Origin of the sequence: Rhizobium sp. 3T7, assembly GCF_020166565.1 — a bacterium.
In the GTDB taxonomy this organism is placed as follows: Bacteria; Pseudomonadota; Alphaproteobacteria; order Rhizobiales; family Rhizobiaceae; genus Rhizobium.
The window spans coordinates 329,205-349,589 of sequence record NZ_JAIQXS010000001.1 but is presented as its reverse complement, the minus strand read 5'-3'; the positions used below and the strand labels follow the sequence as shown (position 1 = coordinate 349,589).

Genomic DNA, 20,385 nt, shown 5'->3' with positions numbered 1-20,385 from the left:
TCGCCCGTCGCATATCATGACCGGCGCCGTTCAGTGGGCGGTTTCCGTCCCCAAGATCGCCGCCAGCAGCCGCCCTTCGAGCTCTGCCAGCGCAGGGTTGCCATGTCGGCGCGGGTGCGGGTAGGGAATCGCCAGATCAAGCTCGACGCGCCCCTCTTCCAGCACGATCACACGATCGGCGAGATGCACCGCCTCGCTGACGTCGTGCGTGACCAGAACTGCCGTAAAGCCTAGCTCCCGCCAGACGCGATTGAGCAGTTCCTGCATGCTGATCCGTGTCAACGCGTCGAGCGCGCCGAGCGGCTCGTCCAGTGCCAGCACGCCGGGCTTGCTGATGAGTGCCCGCGCCAGCGCCACGCGCTGCCGCTGCCCGCCTGAAAGACGCGCTGGCCATTCGTTCGCCTTTTCGGCAAGCTGCACCTCGCCGAGCACAGCCTGGGCCTCCCTGAGGGCAACGCGCTTATCGACCCCATCGCCAAGGCCGACTACTACGTTTTCGGCGACGCTCAGCCAAGGGAGCAGACGAGGCTCCTGAAACACGATCCTCGCGTTTGCTTCGGCATCAGCGCCATCGGCGTTCTCGAAATGCAGTTCGCCGCTCGTCGGCTCGTCGAGCCCCATCAGAATGCGCAACAGCGTACTCTTGCCGCAACCGCTCTTGCCGATGACCGCGACGAACTGCCCGGCAGGAATGTGGAGGTTGATTCCGCGCAGCACGCGATTGCTGCCGAAACTCTTCTCAAGTCCCTTCAGCGTGATCGCAGCAGCCCCACTGCCAGCCGGCGTCGCACGATCGGTCTCGTATTCGAGCTCATCCGCAGCCCCTTGAAAACGCTCATGCGCGATGATGGTCATGGCGCCTCTCCTACTTCTGGTAAACCGGGTTCCATTTGAGCGCCCGGCGCTCCAGCGCACGGGCAACGACATCGGCAAGCTTGCCGAGAATGGCGTAGATCACCAGCGCCAGCACGACGATGTCAGTCATCATGAACTCGCGGGCGTTGTTCGCCATGTGACCAATACCTGATGAGGCCGCGATTGATTCCGACACAATCAAGGTCAGCCACATGATGCCGAGCGCATAACGCAGCCCGACGAAGATCGACGGCAGCGCGCCAGGGAAGATCACCTTCCTGAATAGGGTCCAGCTTCCCATGCCATAGACGCGACCCATTTCGATCAGGTCACGATCGACGTTGCGAACGCCGTGATAGGTGTTGAGATAAATGGGAAACAGCACGCCGAGCGAAGTCAGGAACAACTTGGATTCCTCGCCAATCCCGAACCACAGGATGACCAGCGGGATCATGGCGAGATGGGGGATCGTGCGCAGCATCTGCAGCGTCGTATCCGTCAGTTGCTCCGAGATTTTCGAGACGCCGTTGGCGATCCCAAGGAGGAAACCGATCGAGCCCCCTACCAGCAGACCAGCAAAGGCGCGACCGGCACTGACGAGGATATCGTGCGGCAATTGTCCGGTGATGGTCGTCGACCAGAAGGCAATGGCCACGTCGGCGGGTGACGGCATGATGCGGGAGGAGATCCAGCCGGCCGACGAGGCCAGTTGCCAGGCGGCAATAATTGCCACCGGGACGAGGAAGGGCAACAGCTTATCCCGCCCCGGAAGCGACACACGGAGGCTTCCCTTGCGTTCAACGCGCTCGGTCAGCGTCCGCCCAATCAGCGTATCGAAAGTCGACATGAAGGTTTTTCCTCGCTTCTGCTTGCTTCACCCGAGCTTCCGGAGAGGCATGGTAAGTCGGTGCGTCGTCAATGAAGAAGCGCCGCCCGAGAGCGGACGGCGCCAATTGGCGGATCAGGAGCCGGAGACCACTTTCAGGTTTCCACCATGGCTGCCGCCGCCGAAAACCTGATGCTTGCCGAAATCGGTCTGGAAGCCGTGTCGCTGCTCTTGGCGCGTGATCCCGAGTTCGGGGAATAGCAGCTCGGCAACGCGGTATGCCTCCTCTAGGTGCGGGTATCCCGACCCAATAACGGTGTCGATGCCAACGTCCTGGTATTCGCGCAGACGCGCGGCAACGGTTTTCGGCGAGCCGACCAGCGCTGTTCCTGCCCCAGCGCGCACCAGTCCGACACCGGCCCACAGGTTCGGCGACACTTCCAGCTTGTCTCGCCGGCCGCCGTGCAATGCCGCCATGCGCTTCTGGCCGACGGAATCGGATTCGTTGACGAAACGCTCCTGCGCCTCGCGAATCGTCTCATCGTCGAGTTTCGAGATCAGGCGATCGGCAGCTGCCCATGCCTCCTCGTCCGTTTCGCGGACGATGAAATGCAGGCGAATGCCGAAGCTGACTTCGCGGCCCTTTTGCGCGGCAGCGGCACGCACCTTCTGAACCTTTTCGGCAACCTGCGCCGGTGGTTCGCCCCATGTCAGGTACTTGTCGACGCGGCCGACCGAAAAATCGATGCCGGCATCCGAGGAACCACCGAAGTAGAGCGGCGGCCGCGGATTCTGCACCGACGGGAAGCCCAGGCGCGCGTTCGTGGCCTTGATGTACTTGCCGTCATAGCTCGCGACACCCTTCTCCAGCAGCTCTTCGAAAACCGTGAAGAATTCATCGGCATGGGCATAGCGCTCGTCATGCGCGAGATGAATTCCGTCGCCGGCAAGCTCCGCCGGACTGCCGCCAACGACGATATTGAGCAACAGCCGTCCGTTCGAAATGCGGTCCAGCGTCGTCGTCAGGCGCGCGTAATATGCCGGCGATGCCGTGCCAGGACGAATTGCCACCAGAAACTGCAGCTTCTCGGTCTTTGCGGCGAGTGCGGCGGCTGTCACGAAGGACTCCTCGCAGGCAACGCCCGTGGGCAGAAGGACACCAGAGTAGCCCAAGCGATCGGCTGCCTGGGCGATTTGCGTGAGATAGCCGATCTCCGGAGCGCGCGTCTGTTCGTTCGAACCGAGATAGGCGCCGTCCCCCGAGGTCGGGATGAACCAGAGGAAATTGATGGGGTCGTGTTTGCCGGTCATGGATGTGATGCCTTCTAGTCAGAATGGAAATCAGCTTGCCTTGGCGCGCCAGATAATATCGCCGGTGTTCAGTTGCTTCGGGACGATGCCGAGCTTGTAGAACTCATCGGCCAGGCCCTGCTGGTAGGCCGCGGCCGCATCCGTGATGGCGGATACGCTGCCAAGATCGGCGCCAGCACGCGTCAGCGTCACGCGCGTTACCTCCTGCGGCACGCCGGTAATTTCGGAGAGCTCCTTGATTGTCTGATCGAGATTGCTCTGTGCAGACCGCCCGACCTGCTTAAGTTCATCAAGCACGTCGGTGATGACTTGCCCGTTTGCGTCGGTGAACTCGGCATTCGCGAGGAAGAAACTATAGGAGTCGACAATGCCCTCGGCCGTCGTCAGGACCCGCGTTTCAGGGTCGACTTCAGCAATCGCGAGATATGGGTCCCAAATCGACCAGGCGTCGATGCTGCCATTCTTGAAGGCAGCCGCCGCATCCGCCGGGCTGAGATCCACGCCCTCGATGTCCTCAGGCGCCAGGCCCGCCTTACGCAGGGCCTTGACCGCAACGTTATGGGCGCTCGAACCACGCTTGAAGGCAACCTTCTTACCCTTCAGATCTTCTAGCGCATGGATCGGCGAGTCCTTTCTGACAAGGATTGCCGAGCCTGCGGGACTGCCTCGATAGAGGCCCACATAATAGAGATGACCGCCAGCCGCCTGGGCGAAAAGCGGAGGCACGTCGCCGGTCGCACCGAAATCGAGCGCGCCCGCGCCGAGTGCCTCGAGCAGCGGCGGACCGGAGGTGAATTCCGACCAGCTGACGGTGATGCCTCGGTCGGAAAGCCGCTTTTCCAGCGCGCCGCGCCGCTTGGCCAAAGCGAGTACCCCGTTCTTCTGCCAACCGATGCGAAATTCGGTTGCTGCCGCACGCGCGCCCTTGATGCCGGGTAACAATGCCGTGGCCGCCGCGGCGCCGAAAAGCCCCAGTGTGTGACGTCGTGAAATCATGGTTGTTCCCTCTTTGGAAGCCGGCAGGTTTCACCGCTTCAAGTTTCGATATTCCAATTCTGATAAACTCTATAAAATCAATCGACATTTATATTTATGATCTTTCGGCCCTCACGGGATTATCCGGACCAGTAATCGCCGCTTTCGGGGAAAATTTTTCCACCTCAAGGTCACTTGCGTCCCACCCGACTTTCCGCGCGCCGTGCTTTCGGCTAATCCTCGTGCCCTGCGTTCACGAAAGGATAGGCACATGGCAAAAGTCGCATTCATCGGTCTCGGCGTGATGGGGTTTCCCATGGCGGGCCATCTCAAGGTGAAAGGCGGCCATGACGTCACAGTCTATAACCGGACCGCAGAAAAGGCGGCCGCCTGGGCAGAGAAATTCGGTGGCAAATCGGCGCCCACTCCCGCGGAAGCCGCCAAGGACGCGGATTTCGTCTTTACGTGCGTCGGTAATGACGATGATCTCCGCTCAGTGACAATGGGTGAGAATGGCGCTCTCGAGTCGATGAAGCCGGGTGCGATCCTGATCGACAACACCACCGCGAGCGCGGAAGTCGCCCGCGAGCTTTATGCCGCGGCGAAAGACAAGAGCTGTGGCTTTATTGACGCCCCGGTCTCCGGCGGGCAGGCAGGCGCGGAGAATGGCGTTCTGACGGTCATGTGCGGCGGTGACGAAGCCACGTTCGAGAAGGCGAAGCCGGTGATCGATGCCTACGCCCGCATGGTCGGCCTCATGGGACCGGCTGGCGCCGGTCAGTTGACCAAGATGATCAACCAGATCTGTATCGCCGGCCTCGTCCAGGGGCTCGCGGAAGGGATTCATTTCGGCAAGCGCGCCGGCCTCGACATCGAGAAGGTTGTCGAGGTTATCTCCAAGGGTGCCGCCGGCTCCTGGCAAATGGAGAACCGGCACAAGACGATGAACGCGGGCAAGTACGACTTCGGCTTTGCGATCGACTGGATGCGCAAGGATCTCGGGATCGTCCTGAGCGAAGCGCGCCGCAACGGCGCGAAGCTGCCGGTCACCGCCCTTGTCGACCAGTTCTACGGCGACGTGCAGGCTATGGGCGGCAACAGATGGGATACGTCCTCACTGTTGGCTCGATTGGAGAAATGATCGGTCCTTCCTCCAGCGCCGCAGAGCTGATTGCGCACCTGCAAACGTTGCGCTCGGAGGAAAACATCGCCGGGATGGCCAGTTTCGGTATTGTTACCGAAACGGCGCTCGGAATATCCAATCCAGATCTCCAAAAAATCGCCAGAGCGGTCAAGCGAAACCATGGTCGCGCCCTCGAGCTTTGGCAGAGCAACATCCGCGAAGCCCACCTGCTCGCTCTTTACACAGCGGAACCCAGGAAGCTGACATCAGACACTGCGCGAACCTGGGCCGATGATTTCAACTCGTGGGAAATCGTTGACTGCGCTGCGGACCTCTACGTGGAAGCTCGTCTCGAGGCGCTTGTCCCCGAATTCGCAGCCGATGATCGGGAGTTCGTCCGACGAACCGCCTTCGCGATGATTGCCGGCGCCGCCGTGCACCTGAAGACAGAGCCGGACGAGATGCTGTTGGCATGGCTTCCGCTCATAGAGGCACATGCTGGCGACCCGCGCAATTTCGTGCGCAAGGCGGTGAATTGGGCGCTGAGAAACATCGGCAAACGCAACCTCCACTGCCATGGTCCTGCGCTCAGGCTTGCGGAGAGCCTTGCCGCGTCGGACGACCGGACGGCTCGTTGGATCGGCAAGGACGCCGTCCGGGAACTGACCAGCGAGAAGGTCATTGCCAGGCTGGAGCGGACATCGGCAGCCCGGTGACCGCCGCATTCGTCTGTCAAAGAACAGCGGGCGGACGACCGCCGTCCACCCACTGTCCCTCCTGCCCAACTATTTCTGGATGCACGTGTCGACGGTATCCTTCGTGCACTCGTCGAGACCCGTAAAGACAGGGTCGTCAACCGGCTTGCCGGCGATCAGATCCATCATCACCGATGGGGCCTTGTAGCCCATTTCGAATGGCCGCTGCCCAACAAGTGCCGTCACGAGGCCCTCCTTGGCAATCGCGACTTCATCGCCGATCGTGTCGGCCGCACCGATCACGAACTCGTTCTTGGCGATCTTGTCGGCCATTGGCTTGAACAGATCGCGGTAGGGCTGCGGCGCGCCGAACAGCGGCCAGCCGCCCATGATACCGAAGGCATCGAGATCCGTGTTGGCCGCCAGAATGTCGGTCATGGCCTGAACGCCCTTAGCGCCGTCGTCGTTCGTGAAGACCGGGCAGCCGGCAACTTCCGTCCACCCGCCCTCGCCTTTCAGCGCGGTCAGGCCTTTCTGGCCCGTCAGGGTGTCACGCATCCCCTGGGCACGACGCAGAATGTTGTCGGCACCCGGGTTGCCTTCGATCGTGCAGATCTTGCCGCCCTTCGGCTTTGCCTTCTTGATGTACTCGCCGATGCGCGCACCCATCAGATAGTTATCGGTGCCGAGATAGGTCTTGCGCAGTGCTGAATCCTCTGCCGCGAGATCGGCGTCGAGCGTCATGACAGGCACCTTTGGGTTTGCCGTTTTCAGCGTCTGCGCGATCAGCTTGGCGTTCGACGGAGAAATGGCGATCGCCGCCGTTTCCGCCTTGCCCAGTACGTCCTGAACGATTTGCGCCTCGCCGGCTTCATCGGAAGTCGATGCGGGACCGGTGTAGAAGCATTCATATTCGGAGTCCGGATTTTCCTTGTTCCACTTCTGGCAACCCTGGTTGATCGCCTCGAAGAACGGGTTGTCGAGGCCCTTCACCACGATGACCAACTGTTTCTTGGCCGCCAGGGCCTGTCCGGCCGTCAGCGCCAGCACCGCGGCCGTAAGCAATAATGCCTTCCTCATAGCTTCTTCCTCCCATTGAAAAAATGGCGGACACCATCGCCCGCCACATGATCAACCCGGATACCAGACGATGCGAGGATCCTCCTCCGAACGCACATACCCCCAGGCCGAGTCGATAAGCATTTCCAGATCGTAGACGGGCCGCCATCCGAGCAGATATTTAGCCTTGCTGTTGTCCATCCAGTTCGAATGGAACTGGCTCGGTATGTCGACGGAGCCGAGGCCGCGTGTGCGCGCAAGGTGGGCGGCAACCTCGCCGTAGTCGACGGGTCGATCCATGCAAATGTTGAACAGTTGACCTCTCGCGCGTGGATTGTCGAGCGCGGCAAGGATCGCCGCAACAAGGTCGTCGACGTGAACGAAATTGCGCTTCAAGGGGAGGCCATCGGCATCACGCAACAGCGGAACCGTCTGCTCCCGGACATGGCGCGCGGCGTCGCCCGCCGGAACGAGCGTCTTCCAGTCCGGTCCGCCGAAAACATCATTACCGAACGACAATGTGAACTTGAAATCGTCCTTCTCCATGATCCATGGCGCCCGCAGACAGCAGCCATTGATGCCATACTGGATCTTGAACTGCTCCAGCATCACCTCTTCCAGTACCTTCGATAGCGCATAGCAACCGGGATAAGCCTGGTGTGGCGTAGCTTCGGTGATTGGCGCCTCATGGCGATAGAAAAAGTGGCCTATCCCCGCATCGCCGCCGATGAGAATGAATTGGCGCGCAGTAGCGCTTGTCCTGAAGCCCTCGAGAAGCCAGAAAAGTCCTTTGACGGTGACGTCCATGACGCCATCAGGCGTCTCCTTGCATGTCGCGAGATGCACGACATGCGTGACATCAGCAAGCGCACGCGTCACCACTTCGCGATCGCTGATCGAGCCGCGCACCGCCTCGACACGTTCGGTTTCTGGGCACAAGCGGTTATGACAAAGCGCGCGAATGCGCGCCTTCGAAAATCGCGGATCGTCGAGCAGCCCAGCGATGAAGTGCTGCCCGACCTTGCCCGTTGCACCGGTGACAAGGATCAGCATGCTCTCCTCCATCAACAGCTAATATACAGACACCTCCGCGCGTCAACGAAATTGTACTATAAAACGAATAATTGTAGCGGAGACCGTAAATTAGCAGCATCCGATTGACGGTCTCGCGCGGTTCTGGGTAAATGTCGAAAGCGCTCGCAGGGAGGAAACTGGCGGGTGAAATCGCGGCTGAAACACGGTCGCGGCTTTGGGAGGCTAGACAGCTGGTGGCAGTTCTCGAGCTCGCGAACATCTCGAAACATTTCGGAGCCATACAGGCGGTCAACGACGTGTCTTTTTCGCTGGAGGCGGGAGAGGTCGTTGGGTTGATGGGCGACAATGGCGCCGGCAAATCGACGCTCGTGAAAATGATTGCCGGCAATTTCCGTCCAAGCCACGGAACGATGCGGCTCGACGACGAAGACCTAATCCTGCATCGGCCGGTAGAAGCCCGGCAGCGGGGCATCGAGATCGTCCACCAGGACCTCGCGCTCTGCAACAATCTGACGGCGGCCGCCAACGTATTTCTAGGCCGCGAGATGCGCCGTGGTTTCGGGCCCTTACGCATTCTCGACTACAAAACAATGTACAAGCGCGCCGGCGAAATCTTCAACGAACTGAAATCCGAGACGCGGCCGCGAGATCTGGTCAAGCAGATGTCGGGCGGCCAGCGCCAGGCCGTCGCGATCGCCCGCACCATGTTGGCGGAAGCAAAGCTCGTGCTCATGGACGAGCCGACGGCCGCCATCTCCGTGCGCCAGGTTGCCGAGGTCCTTGCTCACATCCGTCAACTGCGTGATCGCGGCATCGCGGTCATTCTGATCAGCCACCGCATGCCTGATGTCTTCTCGGTTGCTGATCGCGTGATCGTCATGCGGCGCGGGCGCAAAGTTGCCGACAAACCGATAGCGGCGAGTTCGCCGGAGGAAGTCACTGGGCTCATAACAGGCGCAATCGAACAGGTGTGATTAGCGCACGGTACCACCTAATGTAAGCGAAGGTCGACCATGGCAATAACTCTCGATCAGACGATCGCGCAGAAGCAGCGCAACTGGCTCTCGTCCATTTTCGCGAGCCAGACCTTCTGGGTCCTCCTAGCCGTTATCGTCGCCTGCATTTTCCTCTCCTTCGCCACGAGCTCCTTCGCCACGCCCACCAACCTGTACAACATCACGCGCAACGTCACGTTTGTCGCGATTATTGCTCTCGGCATGACGCTGGTCATCGTCACCGGAGGCATCGACCTATCGGTTGGGTCGGTGCTTTGCCTCTGCAGTATGGTGCTGGCGGTTACCATGCATGCCGGCTACGGCATCGGAACGGGCATTGCCGCCTCGATCGGCACGGCGCTGGTGATCGGCGCATTCAACGGCATCCTGATCGCTTATCTCGGATTCCCGCCGTTCGTCGTCACGCTCGGCATGCTGTCCATTGCCCGCAGCCTCGCAATGGTGGCCTCGAACAACACCGTCGTCTTCCAGTTCGGCCCGGATCACGACAAGCTGCTGGCGCTCGGGGGCGGTGCATGGCTCGGCATCGCCAATCCTGTGCTTTACATGGCCGTGCTGGCGCTTCTGACCGGCTTCGTGCTGCGCTGGACGCGCTTTGGCCGCTACGTCTTCGCCATCGGTGGAAACGAACACGCCGCGACGCTGACCGGTGTGCCAGTCAGGAAGATCAAGGTCGCGGTCTATATGATCTCGGCTTTATCAGCCGGTGTTGCGGGCATCGTCCAGACCGGCTGGCTTGGTGCGGTAACCACAAACATCGGCGCGGGCATGGAATTGCAAGTGATTGCCGCAGCCGTGATCGGCGGCGCAAACCTCGCAGGCGGCGTCGGCACCGCCTTCGGCGCCATCGTTGGCGCCGCATTGATCGAGGTTATCCGCAACAGCCTTGGTCTCTTGGGGATCAACGCCTTCTGGCAAGGCACCTTCATCGGCGGCGCGATCGTGCTTGCGGTTCTGTTCGACCGGCTGAGGAACCTTCGCCAGAGCGAATAACAGATGGCCGCCGTCTGTTAGTCCTCGTTCGACTTGGCGTTGTCGAGGATCATGTAGTCAAGCGGCAGCTGCGTCGAATACTTGATCTGCTCCATGGCGAAGGCGGACGAAACATCGCGGATCTCGATCTTCGCGATCATCCGCTTGTAGAAGGCGTCATAGGCGGCAATGTCAGGCACGACCACGCGCAACAGATAATCCACGTCGCCACTCATGCGATAGAACTCGACCACTTCGGGGAAATCGGCAACGACTTCCGAAAAGCGCCGCAGCCACTCGATCGAGTGCGTTGCCGTGCGAATCGAGACAAAGACCGTGACCTTCGTGTTGACCTTTTCCGGATCGAGGATGGCGACGCGACGCTTGATCACGCCGTCCTCTTCCATCTTCTGGATGCGCCGCCAGCACGGTGTCGTTGAAAGCCCGACCTTCTTGGCGAGATCGGCAACGGCCAAGGTCGAATCTTCCTGCAAAAGGCGCAGGATCTTGCGGTCAAGACGGTCCATACAACAAAGCCCCTTCGAATTATTTTCTCTGTATAACGCGATTCCGGCAGTTTGAAAGAATTTTGTTTCAGCGCAGCAATGCGGTAACCCGCTCCCGCAGCACGGGCAGCAACTCTTCCTCGAACCACGGATTGCGCTTGATCCAGCCGGTGTTGTGCCAGCTCGGATGGGGCAGCGGCAAGATGCCAGGCAAGCGCGGACGCGCCAGCGTCGTCTGCCAGGCCCGCACCGTCTCGGTCATGTTCTCGCGACGCTCCATGGCCATGTGCCAGGCCTGCGCATATTGGCCGATTGCCAGCACAAGTTCGATCTGCGGCATTGTCGAGATCACCCGGCTCCGCCAATGCGGTGCACATTCCCGCCGCGGCGGCAGGTCGCTGCCCTTGGCGTCATAGCCGGGAAAACAGAAGCCCATCGGCACGATGGCGAAACAGTCACGATCGTAGAACGTCTCCCGATCGACCTGCAACCAGTCGCGCAGGCGATCGCCGGACGCATCGTTGAACGGAATGCCGCTCTCGTGAACCTTGAGGCCCGGTGCCTGCCCCGCGATCAGTATCCTCGCCTTCGACGATATCACTGCGACCGGCCGCGGCTCATGCGGCAAACGAGTGTCGGCCCCGCCAAGCGGCGCGTCCCGGCAGATACGACAGGCGGCGATCTCTCGCCGAAGAATATCGAGCGCCCGCTCCTCAGGAGCTTTTTTCTCGATCACCATCCGAGCAATCCCATGGTGCCGCGGGCATCTGGTCGCGGCGCATGGTCCCGTACGCTTCGAGGCATCTCGAACGTGCCCGCCCAGAGCCCGGCCTTCTCTGCCTTTGCCCACGCCTCCTCGTCACCATAGGCTCCATAGGATACCGCCATGCCCCGGCGAACCATATCGGCGTTTAAATCTACGCCGCCGGCATGACAGACCACTAGCAAGCGATCGAAACGGTCCCGCTCGGTTCCGCCACATTGCGTGTCGGTCGGCGCGACAAGAGCCTGCAGTGTCCGCTTCGCCTCCTGCCCGCAGGCCCATGCACTGCCTGCCCGTTCGCATGTCTGGCTGAGTTCGGGCGCATCGATGCCGTAAAGCCGCATCCGCTGCTTGCCGAGGTTCAGGCTATCGCCGTCAGCCGCACGAAACTGGCCGGAACGGACAGTTTCGGCGTGATCGTTCAGCTTGGCCGCAATCAGCCACAGGAATGCAAGCAGAGCCAGCGCGGTCACGCCGTCGCGCATCACTCGCAAACCGCGTGTCACGCTTTCGCCTCCTTAAAAAACAAATCCTTGGCAAAGATGGCTAACATCATCTTAAGAATTGCGGTCTAGGGTGTAGTCACCCGCGGATCAAGTTTCAACGTGCACAATGAGTACTGGCGTTAGCACATCGACCGATAAGAATATCGTCGACAAATCACGCAGTCACCGAAACAAGCCAGTGTCGAAGGCTGTTCGGCTGACGCGGGAGCGCCTCCAGTCGAGCCACGCGGCAAGTGGCGCATTCGATCGCGACGTGCTGGTGATGTACATAAATGCCGTCCTCCAGGGCGCATCGATCGTACCGCTCTTTGTAACGATCATCGCCGCTCTCGGCGTCTATTTCACGGAAAACACTCAAATCTTTCTGTGGGCGCTGCTGACGCTGACGGCCCATGCCACAAACGTGTTTCTCGCGCGCCGCGCCCGCGGGCAGGAAATCAATACGACGACGGCGCGCAAATGGCGCCGTGTTCTCTTGCTTGGGCAATTCATGGCTGGCTGCTGCTGGGCTGTGTTCGCCCTGCAGGATTGCACCACCTGCGAACCGTCGAGCTTCCTGCTCTACAAGGGCGCCACGCTGCTCATTGCGCTCTCTGTTACAGCAATGTCGAATTTCATGCTGACGCCGTCAGTGCTCATTACCTTCGCGCCGGTCGTCCTCGGACTGATCGCCAAGGCCGGCCTCTCCCGCGAAATCCTCGAGATCAGCCTGACGGCCATCTTCACCACGACGGTCATCCTCTTCAACTACATCAGCGACCGGCTCTTCCAGTCCAACCTGAAGATCCTCGCCTATCAGGCCGAGAAGGACGATCTGATCGCCGAGCTCGAAGTCGCCAAGTCGATGTCGGATGAGGCCCGCCGCCGGGCGGAGGAGGCCAACCTGGCAAAGTCCCGTTTCCTCGCCTCCATGTCACATGAACTGAGAACGCCGCTCAATGCCATCCTCGGTTTCTCGGAGGTCATGTCCGCGGAGGTGATGGGGCCGCTCAACAATCCGACTTACAAGGAATACACCAGCGACATCCACCGCTCCGGTGAACATCTGCTCAATCTCATCAACGAGATCCTCGATCTCTCACGCATCGAGGCCGGCAAGTACGAGCTAAGCGAGGAAGCGGTTTCGCTGCTGAATATTTCGGAAGACTGCATCGGCATGATACAGCTGCGGGCCCGCGGCAAGAACATCACCATCTCGCAGCAGTTCGAGCCTGAATTGCCAGCCGTTTGGGCTGACGAGAAGTCGCTGCGCCAAGTCATTCTCAACCTCCTTTCAAATGCCGTAAAGTTCACCCCGCAGGCGGGCGAAATCCACGTCAAGGTCGGCTGGACGGCGGGCGGCGGCCAATACATCTCCATCAAGGACAACGGTCCCGGGATTCCCGAAGAAGAGATCCCGGTAGTCCTCTCCGCCTTCGGCCAGGGCTCGATCGCGATCAAGAGCGCCGAACAGGGCACCGGCCTCGGCCTGCCGATCGTTCAGGCGATCCTTGCCAAGCACGACGGCCAGTTCATCCTTAAGTCGAAGCTGCGCGAAGGCACCGAAGTCATCGCCATCCTGCCGGCCAAGCGCGTGCTGCAGACCGTCCCGGCCGTCGAGGATGCCCCGGCGGTCTCACGCAAGCGCAGGAGCTTTGCGTAAGACGGGTTGTTTGACGATACGCCAGAATTCATCGCTTATCGCAAAATCCTCATCGAGGCTGTCGGCGATCGAAATTTCCGATGCCTTCGGGGTATATGCCATCGAAAGGTTATAAGCTGCAGCCGCAAGGTGTACTTGCGCAGTAGCAACAACCGATTACATCAGGAGGTTGAAACGGACGAGCTCATCCAAACAGCAGATGCTTCCCGATCGTGAACAACAGGAACACGCCGCATGCCGCGATCATGCAGACGACGGCAAACGATCCGAGATCCTTGGCGTGCTTGCCAACCATCGAGATCTCCGGCGAAATCCTGTCGATCACCTCCTCGATCGCCGTGTTCAGCGCTTCGACGGCGAAGAGGGCGAGAAACAGCACAATGGTGATGATCAGCTCTGAAAGCGTCGCGCCAACAGCCATCAAGAGGATCAGCGAAACCGCGAAGAACAGTAGTTCCTGCCGAAACGCAGCCTCCTTGATCAGCCGCCGGAAGCCGCCGATCGAATAGCCGGCGGCTGCCAGGAAGTGGCTGATGCCGGTGAGTTTTGTCACGGCAGGTTTCATCAAGTGCCCTCGTCGTCCATCGATGGCGGCCGTTGCCGCCACCAGTCAGAATTGCGAATACCGGTTCACGGTCCCCGCGGCAAGAACTCTGTCATCAACCTGTCACAAACCTGAAAGCTCAGTGCTTGTTGCTGACGCCGGCCTGCGAGAACGTTGCCATGCCGGAATGGCAGGCCGCTGCAGCCTTGACGATGCCGGCTGCCAGGGCCGCACCCGTGCCTTCGCCGAGCCGCATGCCGAGCGCCAGAAGCGGCGTCTTACCGAGCATCTCGATGGCCCGCAGGTGTCCCGGCTCGCCGGAGACATGGCCGATCAGGCAGTGATCGAGCGCCGAAGGATTGGCCGCCTGCAGGATCGCGCCAGCAGCGGTCGCCACGTAGCCGTCGATCAAAACCGGGATCTTCTCGACGCGCGCGGCAAGAATGGCGCCTGCCATCGCCGCAATCTCGCGGCCGCCAAGCCGGCGCATGATCTCCAGCGGATCGTCGAGATGATCGCTGTGCAGCGCGACCGCTTTTTCGACAGCCGCAATCTTGCGCTCCAGCATATCGCCTTCCGAGCCGGTTCCCGGACCGACCCAGTCGCGCGCGGTGCCGCCGTAAAGCGCATAGTTGATCGCCGCTGCGATCGTCGTGTTGCCGATCCCCATCTCGCCGATGCAGAGAAGATCCGTGCCGCCTGCGATCGCTTCCATACCGAAGGCCATCGTCGCTGCACAGTCACGTTCGGACAATGCGGGTTCCTCGGTAATGTCGCTCGTCGGATAGTCGAGCGCCAGATCGAAGACCTTCAGGCCGAGATCATAGGCGACGCAGATCTGGTTGATCGCCGCGCCGCCGGCCGCGAAATTCTCCACCATCTGCTGCGTCACAGTAGGCGGAAACGGCGTGATGCCCTGCTTCACCACGCCGTGGTTGCCCGCAAAGATCGCCACCAACGGCCGGTTCACCGCCGGTGCCTTGCCCGTCCAGGCGGCAAGCCAGAATGCGATTTCCTCGAGCCGCCCAAGTGCACCCGGCGGCTTCGTCAGCTGCGCATCGCGTTCGCGCGCGGCCGCGAGTGCCCTGGCGTCCGGCCCCGGCAGATCGCGCAGTAGTGCCCGGAAATCGTCGAATGGCAGGCCTGAAACGCTCATGAATGCGGTTTCCTTGTCTTGGTCGGTAGCTTGTCTTTTCGCTGCAAATCAGCTTCTTTCGTCGCCACTCTCTTAAAGGCAGGCGCGGAGGCGAACAACTCCAAAAGCGCTGCATATGGTCGCGGGGTCGGGCTGCACAATGAACATTGGAAAATACGCGACCGACGTCGCCCGCGCCGTTGCCTTCCTCAGCCACATTCCGATGCCGCCTTCAGCCTTCGCCGATTTCAACGGCAAGCTTGATAGAGCCTCCCGCGCCTTTCCGGTCGCGGGCATTGTCGTCGCACTCCTGCCTGCGCTTGTCTTCCTCGTGATGCTTTGCCTGCGCGCAGACCGGCTGATGTCGGCTTTCGCCGCGCTCGCCGTCCAGACGGCATTGACCGGCGCGCTTCACGAGGATGGCCTGGCCGACTGCGCCGACGGCCTCGGCGGCGGGCGTGACCGCGAGCATGCACTCACGATCATGAAGGACAGCCGCATCGGCACCTTTGGCGCAATCGCCTTGATCCTGTCGTTTGCGCTTCGAGCAGCGGCACTCGCCGCAGTCGCACGAGCAGCACCGCCGCTGGCCGCAGCACTCGCTATTCCGGCGATAGCCTGCATCAGCCGTGGCGCCCTCGTTTGGCACTGGCATCGGCTGCCATCGGCAAAACCCGATGGCGTGGCCGCCGCCGCAGGACGACCGAACGAAGGCGCGATGCACATGGCGCTGGTTACCGGCGGCCTTCTTGCTGCTCTGCTGCTCTGGCCGAGCCTCGATCTCCTCCCCCTCGTCTGCGCGCTTCTTGCCTGTGGCTTGTCGGTCATGGCCTTCACCGGGTACGTCCGTCACAAGCTCGCCGGCCATACGGGCGATACACTTGGCGCCGCCCAGCAGATTTCGGAAATCGCCGCCGTTTGCGCCCTTGCTATGGCTTTGTGAAACCTCGATATAGATGGCATGCAAACACCCTGCATCCATGTCTGCTCCATCGATCCGGCAACCGGCCTGTGCATGGGTTGCGGCCGTACGCTTCCCGAGATCGGCGGTTGGATGTCCTTCTCCGACGAGGAACGCCGGCAGCTGATGGCCGTATTGCCCGCGCGGCTTGCCGCAGGCCGACTGGCAATCCCGCCACAGCCGACGATGCAGGTGACAGCGGAGCAGCGTGCATGAACCGTCTGACGATCGTCCTTGCGGTGATTGGCCTGGGCCTCGCCGTCCTCATATTCAGCGACGACACGAGCCGGATCTTCGGCATGCGGACCGACGATTTCGGCCGCTTTGTCTATCTGCTTCCGATCGCGCTGATGCTGGCCGCCGGCTTTTGGGCGCGGCGCACCCGCGCGAGCGAGACTTTGCGCAACCTGGTGATCTGGCTCGTGCTGATCCTTGGTCTTGCGACCGTCTATCTCTACCGGCAGGAGGCGCTTGGCGTCGGCAACCGTCTGCTCGCCGGGCTCGTGCCGGGCCGCGCGGTGGTCGTGACAACCAGCGAGGGCGGCCAAGAGGTGATCCTTCACAAGCTGCTGAACGGACACTACGAAGCGTATGTTACGATCAACGGCCAGAGCATTTCGATGCTGGTCGACACCGGCGCCAGCATGATCGCGCTTTCCCGCGAGGACGCGGAGCGGGTGGGCATCATGCCCGACAATCTCGATTATTCAATGAGCGTCATGACGGCCAATGGTCGCGCCCGCGCAGCCCGTGTCACGCTCGCCGAGGTAGCAATCGGCCCGATCGTACGCCACAACGTTCCCGGCAGCGTCGCGCAGGAGGGCAAGCTCGACCAGAGCCTCCTCGGCATGAGCTTTTTGTCCACCCTCGGGTCTCTGCAGATCCAGACGGACGAGCTGCGGATGCGAGACTAGGGACGGCCCTGCACCTCGCGCCGGTCCCTGCTAGCTCCGCAGCCTGTATCCCGTCTTGAAGATCCAGCCGAGCGTCCCGAGGCAGATCGCCAGGAAGATCGAGATCATCCCGAGGCTCACCAGCGGATTGACGTCGGCGATGCCAAAGAAGCTCCAGCGGAAGCCACTGACGAGATAGAGCACCGGATTGAAGTGGCTCACCGCCTGCCAGAACGGCGGCAGCATGCTGATCGAATAGAAGCTGCCGCCAAGGAACGTCAGCGGTGGCACGACGAGCATGGGGATCAGGTTCAGCTGCTCGAAGTTGGTCGCCCATATGCCGATCATGAAACCGAACAGGCTGAACGTGATCGCCGTCAGCAGGAAGAACAGGACCATCATCACCGGATGCTCGATCCTCACATCCACGAATATATTCGCGGTTAGCAGGATGATAATACCGATCATCAACCCCTTTGTCGCCGCAGCCCCGACATAGCCGAGCAGGATCTCGCTCATGGCCACCGGCGCCGACAACACTTCGTAGATCGTCCCGGTGAACTTCGGAAAGTAGATGCCGAAGGAGCCATTGCTGATGCATTGGCCAAGCAGCGTCAACATGATCAGCCCAGGAGTGATGAACGCGCCGTAGGACACGCCCTCGACTTCCTGGATCCGCGAGCCGATCGCCGCGCCGAAAACGATGAAATAGAGCGAGGTCGAAATGACGGGTGAAACGACGCTCTGCAAGAGCGTCCGGCGTGTGCGCGCCATTTCGAAGAAGTAGATGGATTTGATGGCTTCGACGTTCATTTCGCTCCTCCCACGAGCGCCACGAAGATGTCTTCCAGCGAGCTCTGCTGCGTCGAAAGATCCTTGAAGTGAATATTGTGCTCGCCGAGCCGCGTCAGCAGCGTGGCGACGCTCTCCTGCTCGTTTTGAGCATCGAAATCGTAAATCAGGCGGCTGCCGTCTGCGGCGAGCGAAAGACCGTTGCCGGCGAAGCACTCCGGCAGCTCTTGCAGCGGCTCGTTCAATTCGAGAATGAGCTGCTTGCGGCCAAGCTTCGCCATCAGCGCCGTCTTGTCTTCCACCAGCAGGAGCTCACCGCCGTTGATGACGCCGACGCGATCGGCAATCTCTTCTGCTTCTTCGATGTAGTGCGTGGTCAGGATGATCGTGACTCCGGAGCGCCGCAGCTTTTCGACGACGTGCCACATGTCCTTGCGCAGCGTCACATCGACGCCCGCAGTGGGCTCGTCGAGGAAAAGGATTTCCGGCTCATGCGACAGCGCCTTGGCAATCAGCACCCGTCGCTTCATACCGCCGGACAGTTGCCGCAGCATGTTGTCTTTCTTGTCCCATAGCGAAAGATCGCGGAGCACCTTCTCGATATGGGCCGGATCGGGTCGCTTGCCATGCAGCCCGCGCGAGAAGCTGACGGTGTTCCACACCGTCTCGAACTGATCCGTGGTCAGCTCCTGGGGAACGAGCCCGATCATCGAGCGCGTCGCCCGGAAATCCTTGACGACGTCATGACCGTCAACGGTCACCATGCCGCCGCTGGGATTGGTAATGCCGCAGACAATCGAGATCATCGTCGTCTTGCCCGCCCCGTTCGGCCCGAGCAACGCCAGGATCTCGCCCCTCTCGACATCGAGGTCGATGCCCTTGAGCGCTTGAAATCCATTGGCATAGGTCTTGGTGAGATTTCGGATGGAAATGATCGGGGCCATAAAGGGCTCTTCTGACATCTGCGGCGGGAGTTGCTGGGGCGCTATATATCCGCTTTGAGTAGCTTTGACATCCCGGCACAGATGAACAGAGTATTCACTTGCGTGAAAACGCGCCTGAAAGAAAAAACATTCGCGCCTGTGGAAAACTCCAGAGCGGCAAGATGTCATCAGCCGGTGATATTCTTCAGCCATAAAGACGGCGAGGCAAGCAAGCGCTCTCCGTCCCGCCGCACCCCTTGCGGAGAGCCGCCTGAGCGATCTCGTTACGCTCCCTTTGCTTCCTCGACATGCAGTGAAGTGTATCCAGTCATCAAATGACCTGACCCGGCTGGGCGGAGCCGCCCGCGCCGCGTTCTCCTTGGGCCGGCCTTCGAGCCGGCCTTTCCTTTCAATCGCAGTAGACCCTGCCGCTCTGGCGTGCCCTGAGATCGAAGTGGAAATGGTTCCAATGCTCCGGATTGCTACCGGGTCCGAGCACTGTGTTGAAATATTTACAGCTGTCGCTGCGCACGGCCTGCAGCAGCCTGCCTTCGCGGAACGAGAACAGCCCCTTCTTGCGCACGTCGATCGCATGGCCGCTCTTCAGGACGAACTTCCCGACATCGATTGCGTTGCCGCGGGCATGCTCAGACATCGGATTGTAGCGCTGGCGGCTGTTGTTCATGCGGCGGCAGCTGTAACCACCGAGCGGCTGAATGGTCTTGATGCCGGACCAGTAGCGAAACCGAGCGGATGGCGCGAGCTCGTTCTTGACCCATTTGGCGAAGGCGAGCGTTACCTGGCAATTCAGCGTCACCGCCGGGCGGACGCCGATATTGCCGGACAACCCCTCCAGGGAGATCGGGTACGGCACCTGGCAGGCCGGCCCGTTCGAGATCGGCGGCTTCTCGGAATAGACGACGCCCATCCGCTTCAATTCACGGCGGCAGGCAAGCTCCGAGGCCGGCATCACGCTCGGATCTACGGGGGCGGCCGGTTCGCTCATCATTGGCGCGGTCGGGTTGTTCGGTCGCAGCATGGCGACCTCCTGCTCCTCGTTCTCCTCAGGCACGCGCGCTGGCGCAACCACCGGCCTTCCATCGTTCCACACAGGCGCGTTGCCCATCTGCGCCTGCGCTGTGGGCGCCGGGATCCGCACACGATTGAGCTGGGTCGGATTATCGGTACCGATGCCATCGACGACGGGCTGATCGGATTGGCCCTCGGCGATTTGCTGCTGTTGCTCCTCGGCGAGGCCGACCACAGGCTCGGCTCCAAGCTCGGCGTCCATATTGACGCCGCCCTCGGGCACGGTGAGCTGCTGCGTGCCGCCCCAGGTCGAAGGCTGATTGCGAAGAGAGCCGGCGGCGCCCTGCGCGCCCGCCATTGCCTCGTCGCTGTCGATCATCGGCAGCCGCCCGGAGTGTGCAGGTGCCTGACGCGTTTGCGATTGGCTCTGGGCGCGGTGTTGTCCCGTTCCGGCAAGATTGGGTGTGTTGAGGTAGTCGACGGATCCCGCAGCATCACTAACCGGGGCATTTGCTACCGGATAGGCTTGCTCAATCGGTGCCGTTTGCATCCGCGCCGCAGCGACGCGACGCGCAGGCGGAGAAATCGACCCTACCCGTGTGCCGTTGTCCACATCACCAGGCGGAATAAGGCCATCGGTCGAACACGTCACCAGAGCCGTCGAGAGCAGCACTGGCAGCCCGTATTGCCGAAGTATGGAAACAAACGCCATGCTCTCATCGCTTCCGAGGAACGGCAGGGATCTAAAACGTACGCCGAAATTTAATGAAGAACGGTGAACGAAAGCTTACCTGGATTGCTGCAGCCCGCGTCCTGAGCCCGAT

At 61.0% G+C, this 20,385-nt stretch carries 22 protein-coding genes; 8 read left to right on the top strand and 14 right to left on the bottom strand.

Going from position 1 to position 20,385, the window contains the following annotated elements; all coding sequences use genetic code 11:
* Positions 1-30: 30 nt before the first annotated feature.
* The 4 genes from K9B32_RS01745 to K9B32_RS01730 all read right to left on the bottom strand — a co-directional run bounded on the left by K9B32_RS01745 (position 31) and on the right by K9B32_RS01730 (position 3,988).
* Positions 31-855, bottom strand: a complete 825-nt coding sequence (locus K9B32_RS01745) for an ATP-binding cassette domain-containing protein (RefSeq protein WP_224560177.1) — start codon at positions 853-855, stop codon at positions 31-33.
* Between the two features lie 10 nt (positions 856-865).
* Positions 866-1,702, bottom strand: a complete 837-nt coding sequence (ssuC, locus tag K9B32_RS01740) for an aliphatic sulfonate ABC transporter permease SsuC (protein ID WP_224560176.1) — start codon at positions 1,700-1,702, stop codon at positions 866-868.
* A 114-nt stretch (positions 1,703-1,816) separates the two neighbouring features.
* Positions 1,817-2,992 (bottom strand): FMNH2-dependent alkanesulfonate monooxygenase, encoded by a 1,176-nt coding sequence (gene ssuD / locus K9B32_RS01735; RefSeq protein ID WP_224560175.1) that lies wholly within the window; start codon positions 2,990-2,992, stop codon positions 1,817-1,819.
* A 30-nt stretch (positions 2,993-3,022) separates the two neighbouring features.
* Entirely contained in the window at positions 3,023-3,988 is a 966-nt protein-coding gene (locus tag K9B32_RS01730) for an aliphatic sulfonate ABC transporter substrate-binding protein (RefSeq protein ID WP_224560174.1), read from the bottom strand.
* Between the two features lie 250 nt (positions 3,989-4,238).
* Between K9B32_RS01730 and K9B32_RS01725 the strand changes: the two genes are divergently transcribed.
* Both K9B32_RS01725 and K9B32_RS01720 read left to right on the top strand, forming a co-directional pair.
* Positions 4,239-5,108: an NAD(P)-dependent oxidoreductase gene (locus K9B32_RS01725; protein ID WP_224560173.1), complete on the top strand. Its 870-nt coding sequence runs from the start codon at positions 4,239-4,241 to the stop codon at positions 5,106-5,108.
* On the top strand, positions 5,105-5,806 hold the full coding sequence (locus tag K9B32_RS01720) for a DNA alkylation repair protein (protein WP_224560355.1): 702 nt from the start codon (positions 5,105-5,107) through the stop codon (positions 5,804-5,806). Before K9B32_RS01725 ends, K9B32_RS01720 begins: the two co-directional genes overlap by 4 nt.
* Positions 5,807-5,875: 69 nt before the next feature.
* Here K9B32_RS01720 and K9B32_RS01715 read toward each other — a convergent pair whose 3' ends face one another.
* Entirely contained in the window at positions 5,876-6,865 is a 990-nt protein-coding gene (locus K9B32_RS01715; RefSeq protein WP_224560172.1) for a substrate-binding domain-containing protein, read from the bottom strand.
* Between the two features lie 51 nt (positions 6,866-6,916).
* On the bottom strand, positions 6,917-7,897 hold the full coding sequence (locus K9B32_RS01710; RefSeq protein WP_224560171.1) for an NAD-dependent epimerase/dehydratase family protein: 981 nt from the start codon (positions 7,895-7,897) through the stop codon (positions 6,917-6,919).
* A gap of 131 nt (positions 7,898-8,028) precedes the next feature.
* Between K9B32_RS01710 and K9B32_RS01705 the strand changes: the two genes are divergently transcribed.
* Complete coding sequence (locus K9B32_RS01705; RefSeq protein ID WP_224560170.1) at positions 8,029-8,853, top strand: ATP-binding cassette domain-containing protein; 825 nt, start codon at positions 8,029-8,031, stop codon at positions 8,851-8,853.
* 39 nt (positions 8,854-8,892) lie between these two features.
* Positions 8,893-9,888, top strand: a complete 996-nt coding sequence (locus K9B32_RS01700; RefSeq protein ID WP_224560169.1) for an ABC transporter permease — start codon at positions 8,893-8,895, stop codon at positions 9,886-9,888.
* A gap of 17 nt (positions 9,889-9,905) precedes the next feature.
* On the opposite strand, the gene K9B32_RS01695 is transcribed toward K9B32_RS01700, so the two are convergent.
* The 3 genes from K9B32_RS01695 to K9B32_RS01685 all read right to left on the bottom strand — a co-directional run bounded on the left by K9B32_RS01695 (position 9,906) and on the right by K9B32_RS01685 (position 11,642).
* Positions 9,906-10,394: an Lrp/AsnC family transcriptional regulator gene (locus K9B32_RS01695; RefSeq protein ID WP_007533095.1), complete on the bottom strand. Its 489-nt coding sequence runs from the start codon at positions 10,392-10,394 to the stop codon at positions 9,906-9,908.
* A 67-nt stretch (positions 10,395-10,461) separates the two neighbouring features.
* A complete protein-coding gene (locus K9B32_RS01690) occupies positions 10,462-11,112 on the bottom strand; it encodes a uracil-DNA glycosylase family protein (RefSeq protein WP_224560168.1) in 651 nt (216 codons plus the stop codon).
* A complete protein-coding gene (locus K9B32_RS01685; RefSeq protein WP_224560167.1) occupies positions 11,106-11,642 on the bottom strand; it encodes a thermonuclease family protein in 537 nt (178 codons plus the stop codon). Before K9B32_RS01685 ends, K9B32_RS01690 begins: the two co-directional genes overlap by 7 nt.
* Positions 11,643-11,748: 106 nt before the next feature.
* On the opposite strand from K9B32_RS01685, the gene K9B32_RS01680 reads away from it, so the two are divergent.
* A complete protein-coding gene (locus tag K9B32_RS01680; protein WP_224560166.1) occupies positions 11,749-13,284 on the top strand; it encodes a sensor histidine kinase in 1,536 nt (511 codons plus the stop codon).
* 184 nt (positions 13,285-13,468) lie between these two features.
* On the opposite strand, the gene K9B32_RS01675 is transcribed toward K9B32_RS01680, so the two are convergent.
* Positions 13,469-13,849, bottom strand: coding sequence for a diacylglycerol kinase (locus K9B32_RS01675; protein WP_224560165.1), 381 nt, complete (start codon positions 13,847-13,849; stop codon positions 13,469-13,471).
* 118 nt (positions 13,850-13,967) lie between these two features.
* The gene (gene cobT, locus K9B32_RS01670; RefSeq protein ID WP_224560164.1) at positions 13,968-14,984 is read right to left on the bottom strand and encodes a nicotinate-nucleotide--dimethylbenzimidazole phosphoribosyltransferase; all 1,017 of its coding nucleotides are present in this window, start codon (positions 14,982-14,984) and stop codon (positions 13,968-13,970) included.
* 139 nt (positions 14,985-15,123) lie between these two features.
* Between cobT and K9B32_RS01665 the strand changes: the two genes are divergently transcribed.
* The 3 genes from K9B32_RS01665 to K9B32_RS01655 are packed head-to-tail and all read left to right on the top strand — an operon-like array spanning position 15,124 to position 16,838.
* Positions 15,124-15,906 carry an adenosylcobinamide-GDP ribazoletransferase gene (locus tag K9B32_RS01665; RefSeq protein WP_224560163.1) on the top strand — a complete coding sequence of 261 codons (783 nt, stop codon included), beginning with the start codon at positions 15,124-15,126 and terminating at the stop codon, positions 15,904-15,906.
* Between the two features lie 18 nt (positions 15,907-15,924).
* Positions 15,925-16,140 (top strand): DUF1289 domain-containing protein, encoded by a 216-nt coding sequence (locus K9B32_RS01660; protein ID WP_224560162.1) that lies wholly within the window; start codon positions 15,925-15,927, stop codon positions 16,138-16,140.
* Positions 16,137-16,838, top strand: coding sequence for a TIGR02281 family clan AA aspartic protease (locus K9B32_RS01655; protein WP_224560161.1), 702 nt, complete (start codon positions 16,137-16,139; stop codon positions 16,836-16,838). The genes K9B32_RS01660 and K9B32_RS01655 overlap by 4 nt, the downstream gene beginning before the upstream one ends.
* A gap of 30 nt (positions 16,839-16,868) precedes the next feature.
* On the opposite strand, the gene K9B32_RS01650 is transcribed toward K9B32_RS01655, so the two are convergent.
* From K9B32_RS01650 to K9B32_RS01640, 3 genes are all read right to left on the bottom strand, one after another.
* The gene (locus K9B32_RS01650; protein WP_007799433.1) at positions 16,869-17,630 is read right to left on the bottom strand and encodes an ABC transporter permease; all 762 of its coding nucleotides are present in this window, start codon (positions 17,628-17,630) and stop codon (positions 16,869-16,871) included.
* Positions 17,627-18,553: an ABC transporter ATP-binding protein gene (locus K9B32_RS01645; RefSeq protein ID WP_224560160.1), complete on the bottom strand. Its 927-nt coding sequence runs from the start codon at positions 18,551-18,553 to the stop codon at positions 17,627-17,629. Before K9B32_RS01645 ends, K9B32_RS01650 begins: the two co-directional genes overlap by 4 nt.
* A gap of 388 nt (positions 18,554-18,941) precedes the next feature.
* Positions 18,942-20,273 (bottom strand): extensin family protein, encoded by a 1,332-nt coding sequence (locus K9B32_RS01640; RefSeq protein WP_224560159.1) that lies wholly within the window; start codon positions 20,271-20,273, stop codon positions 18,942-18,944.
* Between the last annotated feature and the right edge of the window lie 112 nt (positions 20,274-20,385).

What these genes read in the sequence shown, in the direction of transcription:
- K9B32_RS01725 (WP_224560173.1), top strand. Translation starts at nt 4,239, where the DNA reads ATGGCAAAAGTCGCATTCATCGGTCTCGGCGTGATGGGGTTTCCCATG.
- K9B32_RS01705 (WP_224560170.1), top strand. Translation starts at nt 8,029, where the DNA reads ATGTCGAAAGCGCTCGCAGGGAGGAAACTGGCGGGTGAAATCGCGGCT.
- K9B32_RS01710 (WP_224560171.1), bottom strand. Translation starts at nt 7,897, where the DNA reads ATGCTGATCCTTGTCACCGGTGCAACGGGCAAGGTCGGGCAGCACTTC.
- K9B32_RS01720 (WP_224560355.1), top strand. Translation starts at nt 5,105, where the DNA reads ATGATCGGTCCTTCCTCCAGCGCCGCAGAGCTGATTGCGCACCTGCAA.
- K9B32_RS01675 (WP_224560165.1), bottom strand. Translation starts at nt 13,849, where the DNA reads ATGAAACCTGCCGTGACAAAACTCACCGGCATCAGCCACTTCCTGGCA.
- K9B32_RS01660 (WP_224560162.1), top strand. Translation starts at nt 15,925, where the DNA reads ATGCAAACACCCTGCATCCATGTCTGCTCCATCGATCCGGCAACCGGC.
- ssuD (WP_224560175.1), bottom strand. Translation starts at nt 2,992, where the DNA reads ATGACCGGCAAACACGACCCCATCAATTTCCTCTGGTTCATCCCGACC.
- K9B32_RS01700 (WP_224560169.1), top strand. Translation starts at nt 8,893, where the DNA reads ATGGCAATAACTCTCGATCAGACGATCGCGCAGAAGCAGCGCAACTGG.
- K9B32_RS01655 (WP_224560161.1), top strand. Translation starts at nt 16,137, where the DNA reads ATGAACCGTCTGACGATCGTCCTTGCGGTGATTGGCCTGGGCCTCGCC.
- K9B32_RS01690 (WP_224560168.1), bottom strand. Translation starts at nt 11,112, where the DNA reads ATGGTGATCGAGAAAAAAGCTCCTGAGGAGCGGGCGCTCGATATTCTT.
- K9B32_RS01715 (WP_224560172.1), bottom strand. Translation starts at nt 6,865, where the DNA reads ATGAGGAAGGCATTATTGCTTACGGCCGCGGTGCTGGCGCTGACGGCC.
- K9B32_RS01665 (WP_224560163.1), top strand. Translation starts at nt 15,124, where the DNA reads ATGAACATTGGAAAATACGCGACCGACGTCGCCCGCGCCGTTGCCTTC.
- cobT (WP_224560164.1), bottom strand. Translation starts at nt 14,984, where the DNA reads ATGAGCGTTTCAGGCCTGCCATTCGACGATTTCCGGGCACTACTGCGC.
- K9B32_RS01645 (WP_224560160.1), bottom strand. Translation starts at nt 18,553, where the DNA reads ATGGCCCCGATCATTTCCATCCGAAATCTCACCAAGACCTATGCCAAT.
- K9B32_RS01680 (WP_224560166.1), top strand. Translation starts at nt 11,749, where the DNA reads ATGAGTACTGGCGTTAGCACATCGACCGATAAGAATATCGTCGACAAA.
- K9B32_RS01745 (WP_224560177.1), bottom strand. Translation starts at nt 855, where the DNA reads ATGACCATCATCGCGCATGAGCGTTTTCAAGGGGCTGCGGATGAGCTC.
- K9B32_RS01730 (WP_224560174.1), bottom strand. Translation starts at nt 3,988, where the DNA reads ATGATTTCACGACGTCACACACTGGGGCTTTTCGGCGCCGCGGCGGCC.
- K9B32_RS01695 (WP_007533095.1), bottom strand. Translation starts at nt 10,394, where the DNA reads ATGGACCGTCTTGACCGCAAGATCCTGCGCCTTTTGCAGGAAGATTCG.
- K9B32_RS01640 (WP_224560159.1), bottom strand. Translation starts at nt 20,273, where the DNA reads ATGGCGTTTGTTTCCATACTTCGGCAATACGGGCTGCCAGTGCTGCTC.
- ssuC (WP_224560176.1), bottom strand. Translation starts at nt 1,702, where the DNA reads ATGTCGACTTTCGATACGCTGATTGGGCGGACGCTGACCGAGCGCGTT.
- K9B32_RS01650 (WP_007799433.1), bottom strand. Translation starts at nt 17,630, where the DNA reads ATGAACGTCGAAGCCATCAAATCCATCTACTTCTTCGAAATGGCGCGC.